Origin of the sequence: Moritella sp. 28, from assembly GCF_018219435.1 — a bacterium.
In the GTDB taxonomy this organism is placed as follows: domain Bacteria; phylum Pseudomonadota; class Gammaproteobacteria; order Enterobacterales; family Moritellaceae; genus Moritella.
Genome location: NZ_CP056121.1, coordinates 3,847,999 through 3,872,262, shown reverse-complemented (window position 1 = coordinate 3,872,262; position 24,264 = coordinate 3,847,999). Strand labels below are relative to the sequence as shown.

The following is a 24,264-nucleotide window of genomic DNA, read 5'->3' as shown; positions in this document are numbered from 1 at the left end:
ATCAACATGGGTTATTCAGTCATCAATATTAGTTATGCTCACTATAAATGACGGCTAATTGCTTTGACATAATATCGGCAATCTTAGGTTGTGCAGTGCGGTTAGGGTGAATACCGTCATTCTGCATTAAGCTTGGGTCGATAGCGATCTGCTCCATGAAAAATGGTAACACGGTAATGTCTTTTTCACTGCCAACCTGCGTAAATACATCGGTAAACATTTTGCTGTAGCGTGGACCATAATTAGGTGGAATACGAATATTCATCACATACACAGGAATATTCTGCGCGTGTGCTAGCTCTATCATCTTAGTCAGATTTTTTTTGATTAACTTGGGTGGAAAACCACGTAAACCATCATTAGCACCGAGTTCGATAATCAGTGTATCAATTGATTGCTTAGCTAAAATACCCGGTAACCGAGACAGGCCGCCAGCGGTAGTTTCACCACTGATACTGGCATTGATAATATTATACGGGGCATTTTGCTTTACTAACTGTTGATTAAGCAGGGTTACCCAGCCTTCACTTTGTGTCATACCATAACTGGCACTAAGGCTATCACCCAATAACAAAATTTTATGGTTAGCTGTGGCATGTGCTGCAGGTAACAAGGTAACCATCAATAATAATACTTTAAAGGCATTTTTAAACATGAAGCTAAATTCCGACGTTATATTAAAAGTAAGTGCCTTAACTAAATCAGTTAAAACAGAGGCTAAAACCCTCGATATATTACATCCGATGGATTTAACTGTGGTAGCAGGTGATTCATTAGCGATTGTTGGTGCGTCTGGCTCTGGTAAGTCTACCCTATTGTCTATTATAGCGGGACTCGATTTACCTTCGAGCGGTGAAGTTTTTCTTAAAAATCAGCCATTGCACCAATTCAATGAAGAAAAACGAAGTGCGGTTCGTGCGAAACATGTTGGTTTTATTTTTCAGCAGTTCTTACTTATAAATAGCTTAACAGCATTGGAAAATATCATGTTACCGGCTGAGTTAGCAGGTATGAATAATCCCGAACAATTAGCGCGAGAATTATTAGCTAAAGTTGATTTAACCGACAGAGCCGAACATTACCCGTCACAATTGTCGGGTGGGGAGCAGCAGCGAGTGGCGATTGCCCGTGCCTTTATTTCTAAACCCGACATACTTTTTGCCGATGAGCCTACAGGTAACTTAGACACCAAAACGGGATCACACATTGCTGAGTTGTTGTTTGAAATTAACAAGCAAGAGGGTACCACCTTAATATTAGTCACTCACGACCCTAAATTAGCCGCACGTTGCCAGCGCCAAGTGAGCATGGACAGTGGCGAGTTAACAGAAGCGAATGTTGAGTCTTTAGTTACAGAGCCTTTAGCGACAAAACAGCAGTTAAGTGAGTCGTTATGAGTTATTGGCGAAACCACTCCCTGCGTTTATTAAAACACGAATTAAAACGCGGTGAATTGACCATTATCTTACTGGCGATTGTATTAGCTGTGTCTGCGGTATTTGCTTTATCGGGTTTTTCTAGTCGTGTTAAACAAGCATTAACCGCCGAGAGTAGTACCTTTATTGCAGCGGATCGAGTATTGGATACCGGCAGTGTTATTGATCCTGCGGTATTAGCCAAAGCAACAAGTTTGGCGTTAATCCAAGCTCAACAGATACAAATGTCATCGATGGTATTCACTGATGATCAGATGGCGTTGGCGGCCTTATCGGCGGTATCGGATACCTATCCATTACGCGGTGAATTATTGGTAAGTCCGTCGTTAGATGCCTCACAAGCGGTTGCGGCTAATTCACCGAAATACGGTGAAGCTTGGTTAGAAGCTAAAGGATTAAGACAGTTAGGCATTAAGCTTGGCGATAGCATTGAAGTCGGCGTCATGCGTTTTAAAGTCACTGGGGTGATCACGCAAATACCGGATGCGTCGTTTAGTGTGTTTAGTTCTGGTCCTGTGGTGTTTATTAATACTCAAGATGTACAGCGAACCGAGCTTATTCAACCGGGTAGTCGACTAAGTTATAAATACCTGTTCGCCGGAGAAGCCGACAATATTACCGAATTTGAGCAATGGTTCAAACCACAGTTGACTGATAACCAGCGTTGGTATGATATCAAATCACAAAATTCACCCTTGGCGAGAGCGTTAACTAAAGCGGATAAATACTTGTCATTAGCCAGTATGCTGGGGATTGTTTTAGCCTCTGTTGCAGTTGCGGTTGCAAGCCGTCGTTATAGTCAGCGTCATCAATCTGTGGTGGCGGTGTTCAAAGCCATGGGTGCATCCAAGCGTTATGTGACTAAACTATATTGCCTGCATTGGTCGCTATTGAGTGTACTGAGTATCAGTTTAGGGCTAATTGTGGGTTATCTGATATTGAATATTGGTTTGTATGCCATGCGCGATTATCTTGATACCTCGACCACGGGTAATATGGCGTATCCCTTCTTAGTCGCGATTGTTACGGGCATCATTTGCGCTGTGGCTTTTGCTATCACGCCATTAAGAGAGTTAGTAAATACTTCGCCGATGATCCTGTTACGCGGTCGTGATAGTGGCGCTGAAAATAGTTTGTTGACGAGGTTAATGAGTCCGCTACCTGCGATATTCGCTATTTTTACGCTGCTGTATTTGTTTAGCCAAGATGCAGTGCTGAGTGCGGCGTTATTAATTGGCGGTATGCTGGTGGCATTCGTACTGCTCGTTATTGGTCGTCTGTTTATGTCTGTGGGACGTTCTGCGGGTAGTAAGGCTGGAAAATCTTGGCATTTAGCGTTAGCCAATTTGAAACGTCGTGCTAATGAAAATGCGGTGCAATTGATTAGCTTTACTATCGCTATTCAACTGCTATTGATTATTGTGGTCATGAAGAATGGCCTCATTGATGACTGGCAGAAGCAATTACCGGATAACAGTGCCAATCGATTTTTAGTCAATATTACTGCCAGCCAAGTCGAGCAAGTGGACAATTTTGTTGATGCGTTAGGCATTGAATCCAGCGGTCTATTTCCCGTCGTCCGTGGTCGATTAACCAAAATTAATGATGACCAAGTGACTAAACGTGTGAGTAAGGAAGAAACTAAGTCTGCTGATAATGGCCGCCGTGGTGTGGGTCGAGAGCTAAACCTGACTTGGCGTGATGCGATCCCTTATGAAAATAGTTTAATTGCTGGTAGCTGGTGGCAGCCAGAAGATACCCGCGCGTTAGTGTCTATCGAATCGACATTAGCAGATAAGTTAGATGTCGCTGTCGGGGATAACTTAACGTTCCAATTGGGGAGTGAAGAAGTACAAGTGATGGTGAGCAGTATTCGTAAAGTGAACTGGCAAACGCTGCAGCCTAACTTTTACATGATTTTTAACCAGCATGTGCTATCTGATTTCCCTGTAACTTATATTTCATCGTTATATGTACCAGATGATGCAACTGATGCTTTGCAGGATTTCTTGAGCCAGTATCCGACCATTACCTTAATTGATGTGGACGCTATTATTACCCAGCTAAGAAGTGTGATAGGGCAGGTCTCTATTGCCATTGAGTTTATTCTGGTGCTGGTGGTACTGGCTGGCAGCTTAGTATTAGTGGCGCAGGTACAAGCGAGTATGGAAGAGCGTGAACGTGAACTTGCTATTTTACGTACCCTTGGTGCAAGTGGCCGCTTACTTCGTCATAGTGTGTTATTTGAATTTGTAGCCTTAGGCGCATTAGCTGGATTGATGGCGAGTATTGCCATGGAGCTTGGCGTGTATATTTTACAAAGTCGTATCTTCGAGATGCCAGGGACGTTCCATTTTCAGTATTGGTTGTTAGGGATCGGTGCAGGTGCGGGCTTTGTTGGTCTGATTGGTTTGCTTAGTTGTTGGCGTTTATTAAATATGTCGAGTGTGACGCTAATTAGGCGGACCATGTGATTTGAACTTATTCAACACCGCATCTCAATTTTAACTAGGAAAATGAAATTTAATAAGGAAGTCGTAATGAATAAAACGGTAATTAAATATGGCCTCATATTAGCTGCGCTGGTTAATATTGGTGGAGTACTGACGTTCTCGCAATTGTTTAGTAATACGGCCATTAATGATGCAGACCCTGTTGTGATGTCTAACTTTGGTTTAGTCATGATCATGGTATGGGGACTGGCATATTTTGCTGCCGCGATGACCAAGGGTAATATTCGTTTGTTAGTCTCAGTTTTTGCGATAGAAAAATTGGTATACGTGGGCGCATGGGTGTATTGGCTAAGCACGCATAATTTATTTAGCCTGTATGAAACAGACTTATTTGCCGGTATATTTTATACCATCTACGGCTTAAATGATTTGCTGTTTATGGTGTTCTTTATCAAGGTTGCTATGTATAAAGGCACTGATGTTTAACGATAAATGAGCGTGAGTTGAAGCTAATAATCGTAATGACAGTGCCTTTTTATTTAAAACGATTAACCGACTTGATCTAACTGTGCGTTGCGATAAGTCACAATATCTTCAATCGTTAATACTGGTAAGTCGTGCTTTTCACCAAAAGTAATGATTTCTGGTAAACGTGCCATTGTACCGTCAGGATTGGTTACTTCACATAATACACCTGCAGGTTTTAGCCCCGCGAGTTTCATTAAATCAATGGTCCCTTCGGTATGGCCACGGCGTGTTAATACACCACCTGGTTGTGCGCGTAGCGGGTAAACATGACCTGGACGTGCCAGATCACTTGGCATTGCATCATCGGCAATCGCAGCTTTAATTGTGGTAACGCGATCAGCAGCCGATACGCCTGTTGTTACGCCAACGGCCGCTTCGATACTCACAGTAAACGCAGTACCATACTGGCTTGAGTTGTTCTCAACCATAGGTGCAAGCTCTAAATGTTTAACACGCTCGTCAGGCAGACAAACACAAACAATACCACTGCCTTCTCGGATCAGTAATGCCATTTGTTCATTGGTAAGCGATTCAGCCGCGTACACCATATCGCCTTCATTTTCGCGGTCTTCATCATCAACAACTAAAACCCCTTTGCCTAAACGTAATGCTGTTAGTGCTGTTTCAACACGCGTGATCGCGTTGCCAAAAGGGGAAAGTAAAGACTGATTCATGGTTTAAATCCTTAATATACAACTATATAAAATATTGGGTTCCAGAATCAGGGCGTGCAGAATTAGAGGTGCGTGATTAATCATCTACCAAGGCAGATGTTAACGCATCTTACATTCTCTCTCATCCGGACTTAGCCATACATGATATGTATGTACATTACCGTCGGCTCTGGACTAGGCTATGGGGCATAGCGTTCACCAGATCTGCTGACCCTAAGTGACTTATGTTTATTAAATCAGAAGACTTTATAAACATAAGTCACTTAGGCGCTCGCGGGCTGAAATAGGTGACGAATAAATCGACCGCCTGATTATTACCGCCGGTGGGGAATTACACCCCGCCCTGAGAATTTAATCGATTAATGATCATGTGATCACCGTCGACAAGGTTATGTTGCCTTGATTTGAGATAAATAACAAGTGTTTAAAGTGATGGTTAGTTTAGCGCTTACGTGGGATGATTAGCCGCCTGCGAGTTTTACTGTGTAGCCTTTTTTCTCTAAAAATTCTTTTGCCATGTCACGCTGATCACCTTGGATTTCGATGATGAAATCTTTGACACTGCCACCAACACCGCTTTTCTTTTTCAATTCTTTCGCTAGCGCTTTTAATTCTTTTTCAGGTAATGCTATACCGCTAATCGTCGTCGCGCCTTTACCTTTACGGCCTTTGGTTTCGCGGCGAATACGTACAATACCATCACCTTCAGGTGCCGTTTCAACGTGTTTTTCTTCTTTAATACGGCCGCTTTCGGTTGAGAAAACCATGCGGATATTGTCATCGAAATGCATATCAATACTCATTAACAGTCAATAAAAGGGATTATACCAATCCGAATAAATAGATTATTACTTATTTAACGCATTGGTATCATCAGCAACGCTGAGTAGGAGATTATAGCAAATAAAAGTAAAAATGATAACGCTAGAAATGAGCCCGTCCTAAACTGTATTGGTGAGTTTAAGGCGGATTATTCATTCTGAAATTACGTTAGCTATTATCATATTCATGAATGATATGATTGAGCAGGCTACCTTCCAATAGCGCTTTTCGGACTAACGCTACGCCGGCCATAGAGGGTTCATTTTGAAACTGTGCTTCGTTAATCACTACGTTTGGTACAAAACTACCTAAAGCATGTTGTTGTACACTGTGTTCAATAATCGGGAAGATTAATTCTTTTGCTGCGACAATCTCGCCCTTGATTAACAATTTTTGTGGATTGAACAAGTTAACGATGATTGCGATTGCTTGACCGAGTAATTTACTCACGCGTTGCAATACTTGTATGGCTAATTCGTCACCGCTATTTGCGGCACTACAGATGCCTTCGATAGTTAAGCCTTCGATCGTGAGGCTGGTTTCGTGACCTTGATTAATTAACCCTGTTATCTGTTTAAGGATCGCTTCATTAGAGGCTATCGTTTCTAAACAACCATGGCTGCCACAATGACAAGGTAAACCGAGAGGATCAATGCGAATATGTCCTATTTCACCTACTTGATTATTGTGGTTGGTAAAGATTTTACCGTTATTAATGATACCCGAACCAACACCATCATGAACGGACAGTAACACACTGTCTTGGCAATCTTGCGCTGCACCAAAGTACAACTCAGCTAATGACAGCGATTGGGTGTGGTTGGCAATATACGCGGGAACACTAAACTTTTTGGTGAGTAGGCTTCCGAGTGGAATATCTTTTAGATTGTGTTTTGGTAGATACACTATGGTACCTGATTCACGGTCGATCAAACCGGGTGATGTCACTGCAATGGCGATCAAACGTTGTAAATCAGTATTGATATTAGCGTCGATGAAATCGGCAATCTGTGCTAATAAAAATGGGATCACATTGTTGTCTGGTGCAGTGTCTAAAGCAACACGGTAAGTAGTGAGCTTAGTCCCTGCAATATCATGCAATGCGATGGTTAAATTGTTACGACCAAGTTTACTACTTACAAAGACAAATTTTTCTATCTCGCAGGTCAGTGATATCGCTGGTCGACCACCTGTCGAGGCTTGCTGTGCAATTTCTTTAATTAACCCTGCCGCCATTAATTGACGTGCCATCTTCGTAATACTTGCAGGCGCTAGCTCGCTTAGTTTTGCTAAAGCGACACGTGAAATTTGCTTTTGTTCATCGATAAGGCGATAAACAGAAGCGGTATTTACTTGTTTAATAAATTCAATATTGGCGACTGGGCTATGTTTCATAATTAGAAGCTTTTCACTTTTCCGTTTACAATCGTTTTGATAACGGTGAAGTCGGCATTGAAGGCTGTTAAATTCGCAACTTTGCCTTTTGCAATGCTACCAAGTTTATCTGCTACACCAATTGCTTTTGCTGGGTATAGGTTTGCCATACGCAGTGTTTCTGCCAGCGGTAAGCCAACATATTTCACTGTATTTTCAACTGCTTCGATCATCGTTAATGCTGAACCGCCTAGTGTACCATCGGCACCAACACATTTACCATCACGATAGAACACTTCTGTGCCAACAAAGTCAAAAGATTCGATGTTGGCCCCCGCTGGCGCGACGGCATCAGTCACTAAGACTAATTTTTCGCCCATTAACTTATGGCTCATACGTACATTCGCGTAATCGACATGGTGGCCATCAACGATAATACCGGCGTATACCTCTTTATGATCGTAAATTGCGCCAACAACACCTGGATCACGACCCGTAATTGAGCTCATGGCATTAAACAAATGCGTCGCAAAACGCGCACCAGCTTCAAAACCTTGCATGCATTCGGTGTACGTTGCGTTCGTGTGGCCAACTGATACTAATACGTCTGCAGCGGTTAACTGTGCAATGTGTGCCGCGTCAGTATTTTCTGGCGCTAAGGTTACTTTGCTGATTACTGCACTATTGGTACAGATATGGTCGATCATCGTTTGTTCACTGCGACGAATAAGGTTAATACTGTGAATGCCTTTCTTCGCTGTAGACAGGTAAGGACCTTCTAAATGCAAGCCGAGTGCTTGGTTGCTGTGTTTTTCTAAATACGCCGTCATCGTATCAATCGCAGACTTCATTTCTGTATCGGTAGCCGTGATCAATGTTGGCAAGTAGCTAGTACAGCCAAAGCGCTCGTTGGTTTGTTGCATGATTTCAAGGGTGTTAATACTGATATCCGTATTAAACAATACACCACCGCAACCATTGAGTTGTAAATCAATAAAACCAGCAGTTAAGCTTGCACCGGCAAGGTCAATACGTTCGATATTTGCTGGGCAATCTGCGACAGCAACCAGGTCATGAATGTATTCACCATCGACAATTACACAGTGCTCAGTTAACACACTGTCGTTTGTATAGATAGTGCAATTAGTGAGTGCATACATGGACTTACTCCGTAATAAAGCTTTGAATGTTTTCCGCTTCTAGCTCTTTAAAGTAGCGTACAGTTTTCACTTTTAATTCCATCGTTGCTGGTTCGTCACACGCAATGATTGATTTAGGGTGTAACTGTAGTGCAGAGATTGTCCAAAGGTGGTTAACACTACCTTCGACAGCCGCTTCAAGTGCTTGGGCTTTATTATGACCTGTGATTAACACTAAGATTTCTTGTGAGTCTAATAGTGTGCCTACGCCAACGGTAAGCGCGAGTCTTGGCACTTGGCTAATATCGTTATCGAAGAAACGTGAATTCGCAATACGCGTGTCTTCTGTTAGTGTTTTGATGCGAGTGCGTGAAGCCAGTGATGAAGCTGGTTCGTTAAATGCGATGTGACCATCAACGCCAACGCCACCCATGAATAGGTTAATTTGACCGTAGCTCTTAATTTTGTCTTCATAACGCTGGCATTCAGCATCCAGATCGTCAGCATTACCATTCAGTAAGTTAACGTTTTTATCTTGAATGTTTACGTGATTGAAAAAGTTGCTGTACATGAATGTGCGGTAGCTTTCTGGGTGATCTTTATCTATACCTACATATTCATCCATGTTGAAAGTAACAACGTGTTCAAAGCTAACTTCACCAGTTTGGTGTAACTTGATTAGCTCTTTATAGGTTGTTAGAGGAGTTCCGCCAGTTGGTAGACCTAATACAAACGGCTTGTCTGCAGTTGGGTTGAATGCGTTAATCTTGTTAGCGATGTAAGCAGCGCTCCAGCGACCAACTTGAGCAGGGGTAAGTAAAGGAATTAATCTCATGCGTTACTCTCTATAATTTTTTAATGGTAATTGATACTTTTTTTAAATTGTAAATTAAGTTTTAGGATCCAGCCATCAAAACTTGTCTTTTTATGCTCAAATGGTTGAAATAGATCACAGTGTAATGAATTAAAGGTGAATTACGTTTGTCATTCAATCGTTCTTACTTTACATTACGAAATAAGTTATGGCGTAAGTAAAAAGTCTGTTCTTTTAATGGAACTTGAACAGTTTCATAACAAGAACAAAACATTGATTTGGATTTAAACTTAAATAAGGATAATGGCTGTATGTTTAGCTATTTACAAAAAATCGGTCGAGCACTGATGGTTCCTGTAGCAGTGCTACCTGCTGCTGCTATATTAATGGGTATTGGTTATTGGATTGATCCAGTTGCTTGGGGTGGTGACAATATATTTGCTGCATTCTTTATCAAATCAGGCGGCGCTATTATTGATAATATGGCCCTTCTATTTGCTGTCGGTGTTGCTTACGGCATGTCAAAAGATAAAGACGGTTCAGCGGCACTTGCTGGACTTGTTGGCTTCTTAGTCGTAACCACATTGCTTTCACCGGCTGCAGTAGCTGCAATCCAAGGTGTGGATGTTGATCAAGTTTCCGCTGCATTTGCTAAAATTCAAAACCCGTTTATTGGTATTCTAGTGGGTGTTATTTCAGCTGAATTGTATAACCGTTTCAGTGAAGTTGAATTACCAAAAGCCCTCACGTTCTTCAGTGGTCGTCGTCTTGTTCCTATCGTAACATCTTTTGTTATGATGGGGGCTTCATTCGTGCTTATGTATGTATGGCCAATGATTTTTGATGGTTTAGTGGGTTTCGGTATTGGCATTAAAGATATGGGACCAGCGGGTGCGGGTCTTTATGGGTTCTTTAACCGTCTGCTTATTCCTGTTGGTCTTCACCATGCATTAAGCTCTGTATTCTGGTTTGACGTAGCAGGTATTAACGATATACCTAACTTTTTAGCTGGTTCTAAATCAATTGCAGAAGGCACGGCTGTACCGGGTGTGACAGGCATGTATCAAGCTGGTTTCTTCCCAATCATGATGTTCGGTCTATTAGGTGCTGCATTGGCTTTCATTCATACTGCTAAACCTGAAAATAAAGCAAGCGTTACCTCAATCATGATGGCAGCTGGCTTTGCGGCATTCTTCACGGGCGTAACAGAACCAATTGAATTTTCATTCATGTTTGTTGCTCCTGTACTCTATGTAATACATGCCGTGCTAACGGGTCTCTCGCTATTCATCGCAGCCTCGATGCATTGGATGGCCGGTTTTGGTTTCAGTGCGGGTCTGGTTGACTTAGTATTGTCTTCAGGTAATCCATTAGCAACACAATGGTATATGTTACTTGTTCAAGGTGCTGCATTCTTCGTAATCTACTACGTAACATTCCGTACTATCATTGTTAAGTTTGACCTTAAAACACCGGGTCGTGAAGACGCTGGTGACGAAGCGGCGGCTCCTGCTAAAGCGGGTAAAGCTTCACATGCTGACGTTGCAGGTAAAGTTTTAGAATTGGTAGGCGGCAAAGATAATCTTGTCCATATTGATAATTGTGCGACACGTTTACGTCTTGAAGTTAAAGACTCTGGCCTAGTCAATGATGCTGAACTTAAGCGCCATGTTCCGGGTGTAATCAAGCCAAGTAAAACAGCAGTACAGGTTGTGGTTGGCCCACAGGTTGAGTTTGTTGCGAACGAACTTAAAAAATTAGTGTAATTATTGTTTACGACTTGCTAGTTCGTTATTTTATTCATGGGTTACATGCTATTGATTAACGAATTAGTAATTGTGCTTTAATTTAAGAATCAAGTTTAAAGAAAGTATGGCAGTAAATGTCATGCTTTTTTTTTGCCTCGATTATACTGTCCTATTTTCTGTTATTACGGCCCTTAACTGCACTCCAGATTTTCCTTACCTAACTCTATATAAAAGCCATTTAGCCATTCTATATACTTATAAATTCATTATTGATAGAATTAAATATCAAATATTGCATGTCGATCACCTTTTTTGTGGTTAAATGTAACCAAAGTGTGACGTGTGTTAACTATTCATCAGCAGTAAGGTATAAAATGCGAACTAAAAATCTCATCGAATTAAGCGGTGTCGCTTTTTCTGACTCGGATAAAAATACGTTTAGACGTCGTAAGTTCCGCTGGTTTTATCGCTTGAAGTTTGTATTACAAGCACTTGCATATCGTTCTCATTTCCATAAACTACAAGCGGCAATCAAAGCACCTTACCTTGATTTATTATTAGAACAGCACCCTAAGTATTTACAAAAAATATTTCGTCCTTACGTCGATATCACGAATGGGACTGTTGAACGAATTAATCTGATTTGTGAGCACTATGATTTTATTACTGAACAGTTACCGGAAAAAACGGCTCTCACTATGTACAGTTCAGCGCAAGGGTTAGAAGTCACCCGATTTCTTGTTGGTGAGCAAGAGTATAGTGTTTCACTTGGCTATTGTGCAAAGAATCACAAAGAAGGTGATTTGGGTTTAAAGTTACTCGATGAGACTGGCAACGTTTTCTATGCGCTCACCTTCAGTGTGAGTGATAATATTGGTGAAGGTAGAACGATAATAGTGGGTGGCTTACAAGGCCCTAAGAGTTCGCCAGAAATAAATGAACGTATCAAATACTTTACTAAGCAGCATCACGGGCAAAGACCCAAGGACATGATGATTAAGATGCTTACCATCATTGCCAATGTTTGGGATGTAAAGCGTCTTTTACTGGTCAATAACAAAGCTCATATATACCAATGCAACCGATATAAAAAGAAAACCGTCACTTCTAATTATGATGCGCATTGGGAATCATTGGGTGCCGAAAAATATAATGAAAGCCTTTATGAATTAAGTCCTCTAGAAATACGCAAAAATCTAGAAGACATTAAACGTACTAAACGCGCGATGTACCGTAAACGATACGAATGGCTGGATGCATTAGCGGAAGAAATCGCACGTAAACTGGCACTGTCTAAGGTGATGTAGCCGATAGAATCACTGAACTAAACGTCTTCTAACTAAAATCGAGAGCATATTTGTTATGCTCTCGATTTAGTTTTTTCAACTGTGTCTAATCAGATCTAATACCTGCTGATAAGGATAGGCTTGCAGCGCGGCAAAATTACTGATCTTCTTCGCTTTCATTTTCATAAATAACGGTGTACTTATACCGGATAAGAAACGCGTGATTAATACTGGCGTAGGCTGTTTGTCGCAAGCATTAATAAATGCTTGGCTTAGTTCGACAACGTGCTCTATTGATAGTGGAGGCATGCTGGGTGGTTGCGGCAATTGTGCAATACGCCCCTGACAGACAGAGCAAGTACCGCATTTTTCTGGCGCATTATCATCACCAAAGTAGGTTGATAAACCTTTACTCAAGCATTGTGAACTCTGAATATATTGGCCTACCGCATGCACGCGTTTTATTTCACTTTGTTCTTTATGCAAAAATTGTTGATGCAGAGTTTCGGCTAATTGCTGGCTATCAAAACGAGAATTCAATATCTGATATACATCGGTCATTAGCTTGCTTTCAAGGACAATATTATTGCGTTCATGTAAAAATTCCAGCGCGGTGATCACGCGGCTCCGCTGTTCTTGGTAACCTTCACTCATACGTTCGAAGTTAACCGTTGCCCAAGTTCGTTTCGCTGGTGATGCGTTAAATATTTCTTCAATAAACACGCGTTTTTCATCAGTGAACTGGCTGAGTATTTGCGCCGGTTCTTTCAAAAATTTAAAGCGGTACTCGGCAAAATACGAATACAGAGGCTTGATGATGCCTTGCATTTCTAAATACACCAGTAAGGTTTTTAATGGGGCTTGGCGCAAGTTACTGCTCATCGATAACCCGTATAAAGTATGTTCCCATTCAGTCCCGGTGGCTTGGATCTCGGCAAGTACCGTTTCAATGCCATTGAGCTCGGGTGTATCACCGTAAACGAAGTTTTCGAGAATGCTTTGGTTATCTAGATTCGCTAATACTAAGCATTGTGAATCATTACCGTCACGACCCGCACGGCCAATCTCCTGACTGTAGTTTTCGATGGATTTAGGCAAATCAAAATGCACGACGTTACGGATGTTGCTTTTATCGATACCCATCCCGAAGGCGATGGTTGCAACAATACAGTCGATGCCATTACGCATGAAGTTTTGCTGTACTTCTTCGCGTATCTCGGTGGGCATGCCTGCGTGATAAGCCACGGCTTCAATACCTGTTTGTTGCAGGGCACTGGCTAGTTCTTCTGCGGTTTTTTGCAAGGTGACATAGACAATGGATGCTTGTCCGGCCTTTTTACCTAGCCAGCGAGTTAGCGCATGTAGTTTTTTGTCTTGGGCAATAGGGTGCATTAATAAGCTAAGGTTAGCGCGATGAAAACCAGTTTGTATAATATCTTCTGGCTTGATATTAAACTTAGTTTCCATATCTTTAATCACTGCAGGTGTCGCAGTTGCCGTTAATAATAAAGCTTGTTTAATGTTTAGCTCTTTTTGGTACTGCGGTAGTTTTAAGTAATCGGGGCGGAAGTTGTGTCCCCATTCTGAAATACAGTGGGCTTCATCGATCACCAATAATGAAATTGGTACTTGCTTGATGAATTTACGAAAGCGTTCATTCTTCAAGCGTTCAACCGAAATCATTAAGATCTTTACTTTGCCCTCACGAACTTTTGACATGGTATCTCTGACTTCATCGACTGACATGCTCGAATCAATTTTAGCTGCCGCGACGTTATGTTTCTTTAAAAACAATAGCTGGTCTTGGATTAGGGCTAATAAAGGTGAAATGACCAAGGTTAAATGAGGTAAGTGTAAGGCTGATACCTGATAGCATAATGATTTACCTGAGCCAGTTGGAAAGATTGCTGCACTTGAATTGCCACTGACAATACTGTTAATGACAGCTTCTTGGCCTTCTCTAAATTGATCATAGCCAAAATAGTGTTGTAACGTCTGGTGCAGCATATCTGTCTCTCGTATTATGAAACCAAAGGGCGGTTGAGCAGGGGAGTATATAGTTTTTTGTTGAAAAAGTGATCCTGTAGATGAGGATAAAGCAGTGGCAATGCTATATTTTTAACAGTCAATCACGATATTACAGGGTGTATTATGAAGTATAAGCAACAATTTGGTGCTGATTTAATGTGGCAAGGGCAAGTTAACATGGGCGCAAAATCGGCATTCTAGACTATCCTCAATTAATGTTTTGACACTATTATATGGATTTAATCATGACGTTAACAAAAAAGCTGGCTGCTGAGTTTATAGGCACATTTTGGTTAGTTCTAGGCGGTTGTGGTAGTGCTGTGTTAGCCGCTGCATTTCCAGATGTCGGTATCGGATTATTAGGAGTGTCACTGGCATTTGGTTTGACCGTATTAACCATGGCGTTTGCGATTGGGCATATCTCGGGTTGTCATCTAAACCCTGCTGTTTCAATCGGGCTTTGGTCTGGCGGTCGTTTTTCTGCTGCAGAGCTTGGGCCTTATATTTTTGCGCAAGTATTAGGGGGTATTGCCGGAGCTGCAATCTTATATTTGATCGCAAGTGGTCAAGTTGGTTTTGATGCTTCTGCTGGTTTTGCATCAAACGGTTATGGTGAACATTCACCAGGAGGTTATACGCTAGTGGCGGCATTAGTGACAGAAATCGTCATGACGTTCATGTTCTTAATCATCATCCTGGGGGCAACGGATAAACGTGCGCCACAAGGCTTTGCACCGATTGCAATTGGTCTTGGTTTAACCTTGATCCACTTAATCACTATTCCAGTCACCAATACCTCGGTTAATCCTGCTCGTAGTACTGGTGTCGCGATTTTCCAAGGCGATTGGGCACTGTCGCAGTTATGGTTATTCTGGGTTGCACCGATCGTCGGCGCTATCTTAGCGGGTATTGTGTATCGCTGGTTTGAAAGCGAAGATACAGCTTAGATATCTATTTGGTTTATGCTTTAGCGGATACTGATTTTTTCGCTGTTACTAGTCCTGAAATCACTATGGTGATTAACCCAGCCGTAATGCCCCATAATTCCGAGCCAATATGCCACAAGGTAAAATCAGATGCGGTGACTAAAAAGGTCATTAGTGCCGCTTCTTTATAAGGTGATTCAACAAAAGCTTGTTGCAAACTACTGCCAATTGTAGAGAAGAGGGCTGTCCCGGCTAATGCATATATTAAGGCTGAGGGCATGGCTTGAAATAAGGTCATGAGGCTTAACGCACAAACTCCCATTAACAAATAGAACGCCCCTGCACTCACCGCTGCCCAATAGCGTTTTTTCGGATCTTGGTCTGCTTCTTCTGACATACAGATTGCCGCGGTGATCGCGGCTAAATTAATACCGAAACCACCAAAGGGCGCAATGAGCATATTGGTCATGCCTGTTACCGTCATTAATTTGGATACCGGCGCGTGATAACCATGGGCTTTTAAAATGGCGATGCCGGGCATGTTTTGGGTTGCCATCGTGACCAGAAACAAGGGTAAACCGATATTGATTAGCGCGGCTAAGTTCCATTCAGGTTCAATATAAATAAGTTGTCCGAAACTCCATTCTAAATCTGGTACGATAAAGAATCCTTGCATCGATGCAGACATAATTCCCACAATTAAAACCGCGAGCATGGCAAATCGCGGGATCAATGATTTACTGACTAAGTAGGTAATAAACATGAGACCGACAAGCTGCGGGGACTCGTTCATAACATTAAATACATCGATGCCAAACGACAGTAAGATCCCAGCCAGCATGGCACTGGCGATTTGTAAGGGCACGCGATTCATTAACTTCTCAAATAACCCGGATATACCTGACAGTGCGATTAAGCAGGCTGAGAAAATGAAGGCTGCGATAGCTTCGTTAATGCTAAAGCCTTGGGTACTGGTGATTAATAGTGCTGCACCGGGTGTCGACCATGCGATTAACAAAGGGGTGCGGTAATAGAGTGATAGGCCAATAGAGGAGAGCCCCATACCAAGCCCCAACGCAAAGACCCAACTTGATATCATCACTATGTCTGCACCGAGGTTCGAAGCCGCTTGGTATATTAAAGCGATAGAGCTGGTAAAGCCGATTAAAGAAGCAATAAACCCCATGTTTATTCTATTTAAAATTGTGCTGGTCATTGTCACCGCTTCTCCAATTATCGATTTCGTGATAAAGTCTTTGTGCGCAATAACGCACGCCCCATCTCGATAAAGTAACACTGTATGTTATAACGCACAATGGGTTGTGCTATCACAAAGGACATTATTATCAATATTCATGCATCTTTAGGCTCGCGTCTTAAAACTGCGCGTAGTAACAAAGGCTGGAGTTTAGACAAAACCAGTCAATACACTGGCGTATCAAAAGCCATGCTAGGGCAAATTGAGCGCGGTGAATCAAGTCCAACTGTGGTGCGATTATGGAATATTGCCAATGGTTTTGAGTTACCACTTTCTTACTTTTTGACTGATTTGGCACAAACACAGCCGGCCAATAAACCGATAAATAAATTGGAAAATAGTGAGCAAGATATTCACATAGTGACACTATTCCCTTATGACGCACTGACTAAGATTGAAGTATTCCAGATCACGTTAGATCCCCAACGATCGCATATCTCGGCACCGCATAATACAGGGGTAGTTGAGCATATTATTGCTGTTGACGGTGCGATGGAATACTTCTTAGCGAAGACTCCAGAGGGTACTGAACTGGAATGGCATATTTTGAAGCAAGGAGAGAGTATTAAGTTTAATGCTGACCAGCAGCACGGTTACCGTAATATGACGGGAAAGCCTGTGACAATCCACAATATTATTAGTTATACCCAAGCCTAATTAAACTGAGATGGACCGAACCATAACCGAATGTCCAGCTTCGGACATTTGCCTGCTATCTTGTATCTAAAATATCTTCTTTTCTTCCGCCTAGATCAAGGCCGCTCTCTTTTTTATGCAATATTGTCGGATTTACCTTGTTCGAGGTATTAATAAATCCTAGTATGGAGATATATTAATTATCTAGGGCGAGAGACAAATGTTCACATTAAATGTTGATCCAGACTTACAATTAGCGATTGTGCAGCCTTCATTCGCTCGTCGTTATTTAGATATTGTTACGGCGGAACGTGCGTATTTATCAACATGGTTACCGTGGGCGACTAATGCCGATAATGAAGCCTTCTTTCTTGAGTTTGTCCGTAAATCCTTGCAAGGATATGCAGAAGGTAAGTCGATGAGTTGTGCGTTGGTTTATCAGCATACGGTGGTGGGTAATATCAGTTTTAACCGTATTGATCAGGAGCTTAAAAAAGTTGTAATTGGCTATTGGTTAAGTGAAAAATACCAAGGTATGGGCATAGTGACTAAAGCGGTGAGTTTTTTAATTGAATACGCATTCTCTGAGTTAGGTATGGACAAAGTCGAGATATGTGCCGCTGTCGACAATATCGCAAGTCGTCGAGTATGCGAGCGTTTGAATATGGCGTTAGAAGGCATTATTAGTAACGCTGAAAACGTTAATGGCGAGATAGTCGATCATGCGATTTACGGTATTCACCGTACAGATCTGCGTTAAAATCATCAGATTAATACATGATTAAAGACAGAGACAGAAACAAAAAGAAAGCAAAAGGGACCTAGGTTGAACAATTATTTTGAAAGCCCGTTTGTGGGTAAATCACTAAAAGAACAGGTGACAAACCCAAATATTATTGTTGGTGAACACAGCTATTATTCTGGCTATTATCATAATCATAGCTTTGATGACTGCGCGCGTTATTTATTACCTGATCGCACTGACGTTGATAAGCTAATTATCGGCAGTTACTGTTCTATTGGTTCGGGTGCAGTGTTTATGATGGCAGGTAATCAAGGCCATCAACATCAGTGGGTCAGCACCTTTCCGTTCTTCTATCAAAGTAATGAAAACTTTGCAGATGCAAAAGTCGGCTTTCAACGTGCTGGTGATACTGTGATTGGTAATGACGTTTGGATTGGCTCCGAAGCGATGATCATGAGTGGTGTTAGAGTGGGTGACGGGGCGATTATTGCCAGCCGGGCCGTGGTGACTAAGGACGTTAAACCTTATTCTATCGTCGGCTCAAACCCAGCTAAACACATTCGTTATCGATTTACCGAGCAGAAAATTGCGATATTACTCGAGATCCAATGGTGGACGTGGACGGAAGAACAGCTGAAAGGTGCAATGCCGCTTATGTGTTCAGAAGATATCGACGGATTACACCGTTATTGGCAAAACCAAGTTCGTAGTTAGGGATACTTATTATATGGAGATAACGGAGATATGGAAATAGCAGCTTATTCACCGCAATATTTACCGGCTTTACGTGCGCTTTATATGGCATCAAGGACATCTACTTTTACTTGGCTGGATTGCAGTGGCTATCAGTTAACGGACTTTGATACGGATACTACCGATGAAGCTATTTATTTAGCCGTTACTGGTGATAAGGTTCTGGGGTTTATCAGCGTTGATGAACCGGACAATTTCATCCATCACTTGTTTGTTGCCGATGATGCGCAGGGTATGGGCGTTGGTTCTAAATTACTCACAATGCTGACAGAGCTGAATGGTCGACCGCAGACGTTGAAATGCATGGTCAAGAATGAAAACGCCAAGCAGTTTTATCTTGCTAAAGGGTTTGTTGAGATAGGTAAGGGTACTGGGACTGTGGGAGATTATTTAGTGTTACGAAATAAATAAGCAGGCCATTGACCTGCTTATTCATTATTACTCGTTTAAAGCGAGCTTCTAACTAACACGTTTTTCACTTACTTTATCTACCAGATACAATATCGAGCGATATTCAATACCACTGTGCTCTGATAAACCAATCTCACAAGTACGGCTATTCGAATAACCTTCACTGCAATTACTCGGTACTTGACGTGCTAATGGTGACAAGGCCGATGCGTTAAGCTCTGGCGTAGTAAAGCCTTTATCACCAGCAAAACCACAACATTGAATATCTTCTGGAATAATCACTTGTTGTGCACAAGCACGACTGACTTTTTCCATTACACCCGCTAAACCTTGCTTACGTGAGGTACAGGTAATATGCAACATCACAGGCTCTGGTTGCGGGATAATATCAACATGCTGCATCACGAACTCAGCCACAAAGCGGAATGGTTCATAAATCGAGATGTCTTTGGTCATCAGCTCAATACTGGTACTCGCACACGGGCTAGTATCCATTAATATCGGTAATTTACCTTGCTCTGATGCTTCCCATAATGCGGCTTCTAACTGCGCTGATTTGCTCAAGGCTGTATCCACAAAACCTTTACTCTTATACGGCATACCACAGCATTTTTCTGATAACTTGCTTGGCATAACGACTTCGATACCAGCTTTTTGTAATACAGCTTGCGTCACTTCAGCAAGTGGGCGGTTATCCATGGCATTCTTCGCAGTGCCCATATTACGTGCTGCACAACTTGGAAAGTAGACGACTTTTTTATGCGCCAGACCATCACTTGCTAATAACTTCACTTTACCTGCTGCTTTTGGCATGCTCGGCGTCCATAATGGTACTGCGCCGCCACTGAGTTTACGGGTGGTTTTGGTAACAGTGCGCATTGCCTTGGACCCTAAAACAGTATGAATACCGTTAGCCACACTAAGTCCAGCTTGCGTGGCAGTGGTTAACCCAGCAAAGTGATCGCTACTCCAACGCGCGATAACATTGGCGATTGGGGAATGCTGTTGGCGTAACTTACGGATCAGGTCTCCAGTATTAATATCCACTGGGCAGCGTTCTGCACATAAACCTGTTGCGGCGCAGGTATCAATACCTAAATATTTAAATGACTTCTCTAATTCGGCCAGACGTGCTGGATCGTCTTGGCTGCGTTGTAAGCGGCTGATCTCACGATATACGGTATTACGTTGTCGGGGCGTTAACGATAATTCTCGTGAAGGGCAAACCGGTTCACAGAAACCACATTCAATACACTTATCAATAATATCATCTGCTGCTGGCATGATTTTTAAATCGGTGATGTGGCTGTCTTTATTATCATTTAAGATGACACCAGGGTTTAAAATTCCCGTTTTATCAAAGATGCGTTTGATCTCTTGCATCAAGGCATAACCTTCGCTGCCCCATTCAAGCTCGACATACGGTGCCATATTACGGCCTGTACCGTGCTCGGCTTTTAATGAACCTTGATACTCGACCGCGACTAACTGGGCCACATCGTCCATGAAACCGCTGTAACGATTAATCTCTTTTTCTGTTTCGAATGCTTGGGTAAATACAAAGTGTAAATTACCTGCTAACGCATGACCAAAGATGATTGCTTCATCATAATGGTATTTTTTAAATAGGATCTCTAAGTCACGTACCGCTGCGGCCAATTGTTCAATAGGGAAGGCAACATCTTCGATGATTACGGTTGTACCCACTTCACGTACCGCGCCCACTGCGGGGAATAGCTCTTTACGGATTGCCCATAATTGATTATAGATCTTGGTATCGGTACTAAACTCAACCGCTTCAGTAGGATTGAATTGATTAATCAAAGTGCTGATTTCAGCGATTTGTTGATTTAACGATGTTTCGTTTTCAGCGTGGATTTCAACCAATAATGCCGCGGCTTCGGTATTATGTTCAGCGGCAAGTTGGGTAATAAAGTCTGGCATCCCAGGTTTGTCTGCAACTGAATTTAAGGCGCGGTTATCCATTAACTCTACAGCTGCAATGCTGGTGTTAGCAAGTGCGCTTACGGCTAAACAGGTTTGTTCAATATCGGCAAACAAATACAGACCTGTGGCTTTAAAGCTATGGTCGATCACCGTATTATAAGTAACGTCGGCAATGAAGCCCAATGTGCCTTCCGAGCCAATAAACAAATGCTGTAATATATCAATTGGATCGCTGTAATCGGTTAATGAGTTAAGGCTATAACCAGTGGTGTTTTTAAGGCGATATTTGTGGCTGATCTTGTCTGCCAATGCGGTATTGTCTTTACATGCTTGCGCTAGTTTAGTCAGATCATCAAGCATCTCGCTATGACTCATTTTAAACTGTGCAACACTGTAATTGTCTAAGGTATTCAGTACCGTACCGTCGGCTAGTACAACTGTCATGCCCGCTAAGGTTTGGTAACTGTTTTGCGCAGTACCACAACACATACCTGATGAATTGTTTGCAGCAATACCACCAATTTTACAGGTGTTGATAGAGGCTGGATCTGGACCGATCTTACGTTGGTAAGGGGCTAAGATCTTATTCGCTTCGGCTCCGATAATGCCTGGTTGTAACCAGATCTGTTCGCCGTTGTTTAATACTTTATGTTCGCGCCAATCAGAGGTAAGCATGATCAGTACTGAATCTGACAAGGCTTGTCCTGATAAGCTAGTGCCTGCTGCGCGGAAGGTCACTGGGATCGCCATGTCATAGCAAGTCTTAATTACCAATACCACTTCGTCTAAATTAGCGAGTTGTAAGATCAATTTTGGGATTAAACGATAAAAACTGGCATCCGTACCGTAAGCTAGGGTGAGCGTCGGGTCGGTGATAATACGCTTTTCATCAATGGACTGGCGTAATTTGCTAATCAGTATGTGGTAAGGGTCAGACATTGCAGGCTCCTAATAACGCGGCTATGTTATTTTTATTTTATTGTTAATTTGCCACATTATGTTTGTTTAATTTTGTAATGATGCGGTTTAGACAAATCACTTATGTGATCTTAGATATAGTACCGAACTAACACTGTTTGATATACTAGCCCGATTACACATGACTGTTTCATAAAGTGGACCAATAATGCGAAGTACCGACGATTTTTTAATTTTTTATCACCTAATCGAACAAGGTTCTTTTAGTAAAGCGGCTGATATTGTTGGTTTAACTAAGTCTGTGGTGAGTAAACACATTACCCGTTTAGAAAAAGAAATGGGTGTGCAGCTGATCTTTCGTACCACGCGTAAATTAACGCTAACGGAAGCCGGTAAAGTATTTTTTGAACATGCTAGAACCATTTATCAATCGGTGCAAGGTGCTGTTGATGCCATGAATGGATTAGGGGATAGCTTGTCGGGTTCTATTCGGTTAACTGTACCGACTGTGTCTGGCGAAATTATCTTAGCCGAAGCCATTGCCGATTTTAGTGCCTGTTATCCCGATATTCATGTACATATGGACCTAGATAATAGCTTTGTTGATTTAATTGATAACAACTTTGACTTGGCAATTCGTACTGGCGCATTACAAGATTCGAGCTACATTGCCCGCCGTCTAGTTCAAGCACAATGGGTGATCTGCGCATCACCAGCCTATTTAGCTAAAAATGGCACACCGAAGCGCACTCAAGATTTAGACAAGTATAATTGTTTAGCTTACAGCCATCAGGAAAGTGGCGCTAATGACTGGTTGTTTAAAGGCAGTGAAGCAGACTACAGCGTGAAAATATCAGGTAACTTCAGTACCAATAATTCTGCCGCCTTACGCAAAGCTGCGTTATTTAATTTAGGTTTGATATACGTGCCTAAAGTGCTGGTGGCCGATGATTTACAAGTCGGTACCTTGGTTGAAGTATTGCCAAAACAGGTGGCTAAGTCGTTAGGTATTTATGCGATTTATCCGTATACCAAACTTCAGCCGTTAAAAGTGAAGCTGTTTATTGAGCACATTTATCAGTTTTATCAACGCCAAGCAGATAACTTTAGCTAAGCGTTGACGAACGACCAACAGAATATATGTAAACAAAATATAAGAAAACAGCAAGGATGATAATGATGCTTAAATACAGTGAGATGTTACTTGATCGTGCATCTAATCAACGCAAAAGCCCCGAATGGCTAGCGATCCAAAAGAATAACAATAGCCGTTGGGTATTGACCCATTCTGATCAAAACTATTTTAAGCAAGCGGATAACGCGCCGTTATTTTTAATGCTTGAGGCTGTACAGCACCTTGATTTAGAGGCTGCTGTGTTTTTAGGGGTTGATGAAAATAATGATAATACACCTTATTTTGCGTTGGATTTAACCCATACTGATGACGCGTTATTCGCTCCTTTATTGGTCGAAGGTGAGTTTGGCGACTTGCGTAAAGTTGCGGTGATACTGGATAACCAATCGGCTTCATTATTGGCACTGGCGCGTGGTTTAGGTTTTTGGCATCGTTCGCATTGTTTTTGTGGGCGTTGTGGCAGTGCTAATAAATCGGTATCTGCAGGACATGCACGATTATGTACCAATCCAGATTGTCAGCATCAAACATTTCCACGTACCGATCCTGCGGTGATCATGATTGTGCGAAAGCAGTTTCCTGATGGTATTGAACGTTGCCTGTTAGGCCGCCAAGTCGAATGGCCAGAAGGCGTTTACTCGACCTTGGCGGGTTTTGTTGATCCCGGTGAAACATTAGAAACTGCTGTTGTCAGAGAAGTACAAGAAGAGTCGGGTATTCGCGTTACCAATGTGCAGTACTTAGCCTCACAACCTTGGCCATTTCCATCATCTATTATGCTCGGTTTTATTGCCGATGCCAGCAGTGATGATATTCAGGTTGATAAGCATGAAATAGATGACGCCCGCTGGTTTTCCCGTACTGAATTACAATCGTTTGGTGATTGGGGCGATGATACACCTGGTTTGAAAGTACCAAGAGTTGATTCAATTTCGCGTTATTTAATTGAACATTGGGTTAGTTTAGGGGATTAATTTTTGTCGTGGTGGGTTACTAGCACATAGCCTACGCCGTCTATTCGCGTAATAAGTATTTGAACTGGTTAAAGAATGTAAAGAAGCTTGTGGTCAAATATGACTTAAAGTCATAATTGAGACTGGCAAATTAAAAGAAGCACATTTATTAAACGTGCTAGCGGAATTTGTATCGATCCAGCTGCGAACTAATTGTCGATGCTTCTATTGGTTTCATAGTCTTTACCGTAGAAGAAAATAATAAATCCTTTATGTAAAA

The 24,264-nt window shown here is 42.0% G+C and carries 21 protein-coding genes and 1 riboswitch; of the genes, 12 read left to right on the top strand and 9 right to left on the bottom strand.

What is annotated here, in order from left to right:
• Positions 1-28 precede the first annotated feature (28 nt).
• Positions 29-655, bottom strand: a complete 627-nt coding sequence (locus HWV02_RS17050; RefSeq protein WP_211676930.1) for an arylesterase — start codon at positions 653-655, stop codon at positions 29-31.
• On the opposite strand from HWV02_RS17050, the gene HWV02_RS17045 reads away from it, so the two are divergent.
• The 3 genes from HWV02_RS17045 (at position 654) to HWV02_RS17035 (ending at position 4,375) form a co-directional block, all read left to right on the top strand.
• A complete protein-coding gene (locus tag HWV02_RS17045) occupies positions 654-1,397 on the top strand; it encodes an ABC transporter ATP-binding protein (RefSeq protein ID WP_211688880.1) in 744 nt (247 codons plus the stop codon). The two genes, HWV02_RS17050 and HWV02_RS17045, sit on opposite strands and share 2 nt — an antisense overlap.
• On the top strand, positions 1,394-3,910 hold the full coding sequence (locus HWV02_RS17040; RefSeq protein ID WP_211676928.1) for an ABC transporter permease: 2,517 nt from the start codon (positions 1,394-1,396) through the stop codon (positions 3,908-3,910). The genes HWV02_RS17045 and HWV02_RS17040 overlap by 4 nt, the downstream gene beginning before the upstream one ends.
• A gap of 66 nt (positions 3,911-3,976) precedes the next feature.
• Entirely contained in the window at positions 3,977-4,375 is a 399-nt protein-coding gene (locus HWV02_RS17035; protein WP_211672629.1) for a hypothetical protein, read from the top strand.
• Between the two features lie 62 nt (positions 4,376-4,437).
• Here HWV02_RS17035 and ribB read toward each other — a convergent pair whose 3' ends face one another.
• From ribB to nagB, 5 genes are all read right to left on the bottom strand, one after another.
• The gene (ribB, locus tag HWV02_RS17030) at positions 4,438-5,091 is read right to left on the bottom strand and encodes a 3,4-dihydroxy-2-butanone-4-phosphate synthase (protein WP_211672628.1); all 654 of its coding nucleotides are present in this window, start codon (positions 5,089-5,091) and stop codon (positions 4,438-4,440) included.
• Positions 5,092-5,200: 109 nt separating this feature from the next.
• Positions 5,201-5,446, bottom strand: a riboswitch (FMN riboswitch).
• A gap of 106 nt (positions 5,447-5,552) precedes the next feature.
• A complete protein-coding gene (yciH, locus tag HWV02_RS17025; RefSeq protein ID WP_249185352.1) occupies positions 5,553-5,894 on the bottom strand; it encodes a stress response translation initiation inhibitor YciH in 342 nt (113 codons plus the stop codon).
• Between the two features lie 187 nt (positions 5,895-6,081).
• Positions 6,082-7,308, bottom strand: a complete 1,227-nt coding sequence (locus tag HWV02_RS17020; RefSeq protein WP_211676925.1) for an ROK family protein — start codon at positions 7,306-7,308, stop codon at positions 6,082-6,084.
• A gap of 2 nt (positions 7,309-7,310) precedes the next feature.
• Positions 7,311-8,447, bottom strand: coding sequence for an N-acetylglucosamine-6-phosphate deacetylase (nagA, locus tag HWV02_RS17015; protein WP_211676924.1), 1,137 nt, complete (start codon positions 8,445-8,447; stop codon positions 7,311-7,313).
• A 4-nt stretch (positions 8,448-8,451) separates the two neighbouring features.
• The gene (gene nagB, locus HWV02_RS17010; protein ID WP_211676923.1) at positions 8,452-9,261 is read right to left on the bottom strand and encodes a glucosamine-6-phosphate deaminase; all 810 of its coding nucleotides are present in this window, start codon (positions 9,259-9,261) and stop codon (positions 8,452-8,454) included.
• Between the two features lie 290 nt (positions 9,262-9,551).
• Here nagB and nagE point away from each other — a divergent pair, with 290 nt between their 5' ends.
• Positions 9,552-11,006, top strand: a complete 1,455-nt coding sequence (gene nagE / locus HWV02_RS17005; protein ID WP_211676922.1) for an N-acetylglucosamine-specific PTS transporter subunit IIBC — start codon at positions 9,552-9,554, stop codon at positions 11,004-11,006.
• A 356-nt stretch (positions 11,007-11,362) separates the two neighbouring features.
• Positions 11,363-12,295, top strand: a complete 933-nt coding sequence (locus tag HWV02_RS17000) for a VirK/YbjX family protein (RefSeq protein ID WP_211688878.1) — start codon at positions 11,363-11,365, stop codon at positions 12,293-12,295.
• Between the two features lie 75 nt (positions 12,296-12,370).
• Here HWV02_RS17000 and HWV02_RS16995 read toward each other — a convergent pair whose 3' ends face one another.
• On the bottom strand, positions 12,371-14,281 hold the full coding sequence (locus tag HWV02_RS16995; RefSeq protein ID WP_211688876.1) for an ATP-dependent DNA helicase RecQ: 1,911 nt from the start codon (positions 14,279-14,281) through the stop codon (positions 12,371-12,373).
• A 266-nt stretch (positions 14,282-14,547) separates the two neighbouring features.
• Here HWV02_RS16995 and aqpZ point away from each other — a divergent pair, with 266 nt between their 5' ends.
• Complete coding sequence (aqpZ, locus tag HWV02_RS16990) at positions 14,548-15,249, top strand: aquaporin Z (protein WP_211676919.1); 702 nt, start codon at positions 14,548-14,550, stop codon at positions 15,247-15,249.
• Positions 15,250-15,262: 13 nt separating this feature from the next.
• Here the strand turns inward: aqpZ and HWV02_RS16985 are convergent, their stop codons facing one another.
• Complete coding sequence (locus tag HWV02_RS16985) at positions 15,263-16,444, bottom strand: benzoate/H(+) symporter BenE family transporter (protein ID WP_211688874.1); 1,182 nt, start codon at positions 16,442-16,444, stop codon at positions 15,263-15,265.
• A gap of 99 nt (positions 16,445-16,543) precedes the next feature.
• On the opposite strand from HWV02_RS16985, the gene HWV02_RS16980 reads away from it, so the two are divergent.
• From HWV02_RS16980 to HWV02_RS16965, 4 genes are all read left to right on the top strand, one after another.
• Positions 16,544-17,143: a helix-turn-helix domain-containing protein gene (locus HWV02_RS16980; RefSeq protein WP_211688872.1), complete on the top strand. Its 600-nt coding sequence runs from the start codon at positions 16,544-16,546 to the stop codon at positions 17,141-17,143.
• Between the two features lie 199 nt (positions 17,144-17,342).
• A complete protein-coding gene (locus HWV02_RS16975; RefSeq protein WP_211688870.1) occupies positions 17,343-17,882 on the top strand; it encodes a GNAT family N-acetyltransferase in 540 nt (179 codons plus the stop codon).
• 66 nt (positions 17,883-17,948) lie between these two features.
• A complete protein-coding gene (catB, locus tag HWV02_RS16970) occupies positions 17,949-18,581 on the top strand; it encodes a type B chloramphenicol O-acetyltransferase (RefSeq protein WP_211688868.1) in 633 nt (210 codons plus the stop codon).
• 30 nt (positions 18,582-18,611) lie between these two features.
• On the top strand, positions 18,612-19,031 hold the full coding sequence (locus HWV02_RS16965) for a GNAT family N-acetyltransferase (RefSeq protein ID WP_211688866.1): 420 nt from the start codon (positions 18,612-18,614) through the stop codon (positions 19,029-19,031).
• Positions 19,032-19,079: 48 nt separating this feature from the next.
• Here the strand turns inward: HWV02_RS16965 and HWV02_RS16960 are convergent, their stop codons facing one another.
• Positions 19,080-21,917: an FAD-binding and (Fe-S)-binding domain-containing protein gene (locus HWV02_RS16960; protein WP_211688864.1), complete on the bottom strand. Its 2,838-nt coding sequence runs from the start codon at positions 21,915-21,917 to the stop codon at positions 19,080-19,082.
• A 187-nt stretch (positions 21,918-22,104) separates the two neighbouring features.
• Here HWV02_RS16960 and HWV02_RS16955 point away from each other — a divergent pair, with 187 nt between their 5' ends.
• Positions 22,105-23,010: a LysR family transcriptional regulator gene (locus HWV02_RS16955; protein ID WP_211676914.1), complete on the top strand. Its 906-nt coding sequence runs from the start codon at positions 22,105-22,107 to the stop codon at positions 23,008-23,010.
• 65 nt (positions 23,011-23,075) lie between these two features.
• Positions 23,076-24,005, top strand: a complete 930-nt coding sequence (gene nudC, locus HWV02_RS16950) for an NAD(+) diphosphatase (protein ID WP_211680281.1) — start codon at positions 23,076-23,078, stop codon at positions 24,003-24,005.
• The last annotated feature ends 259 nt before the right edge of the window (positions 24,006-24,264 follow it).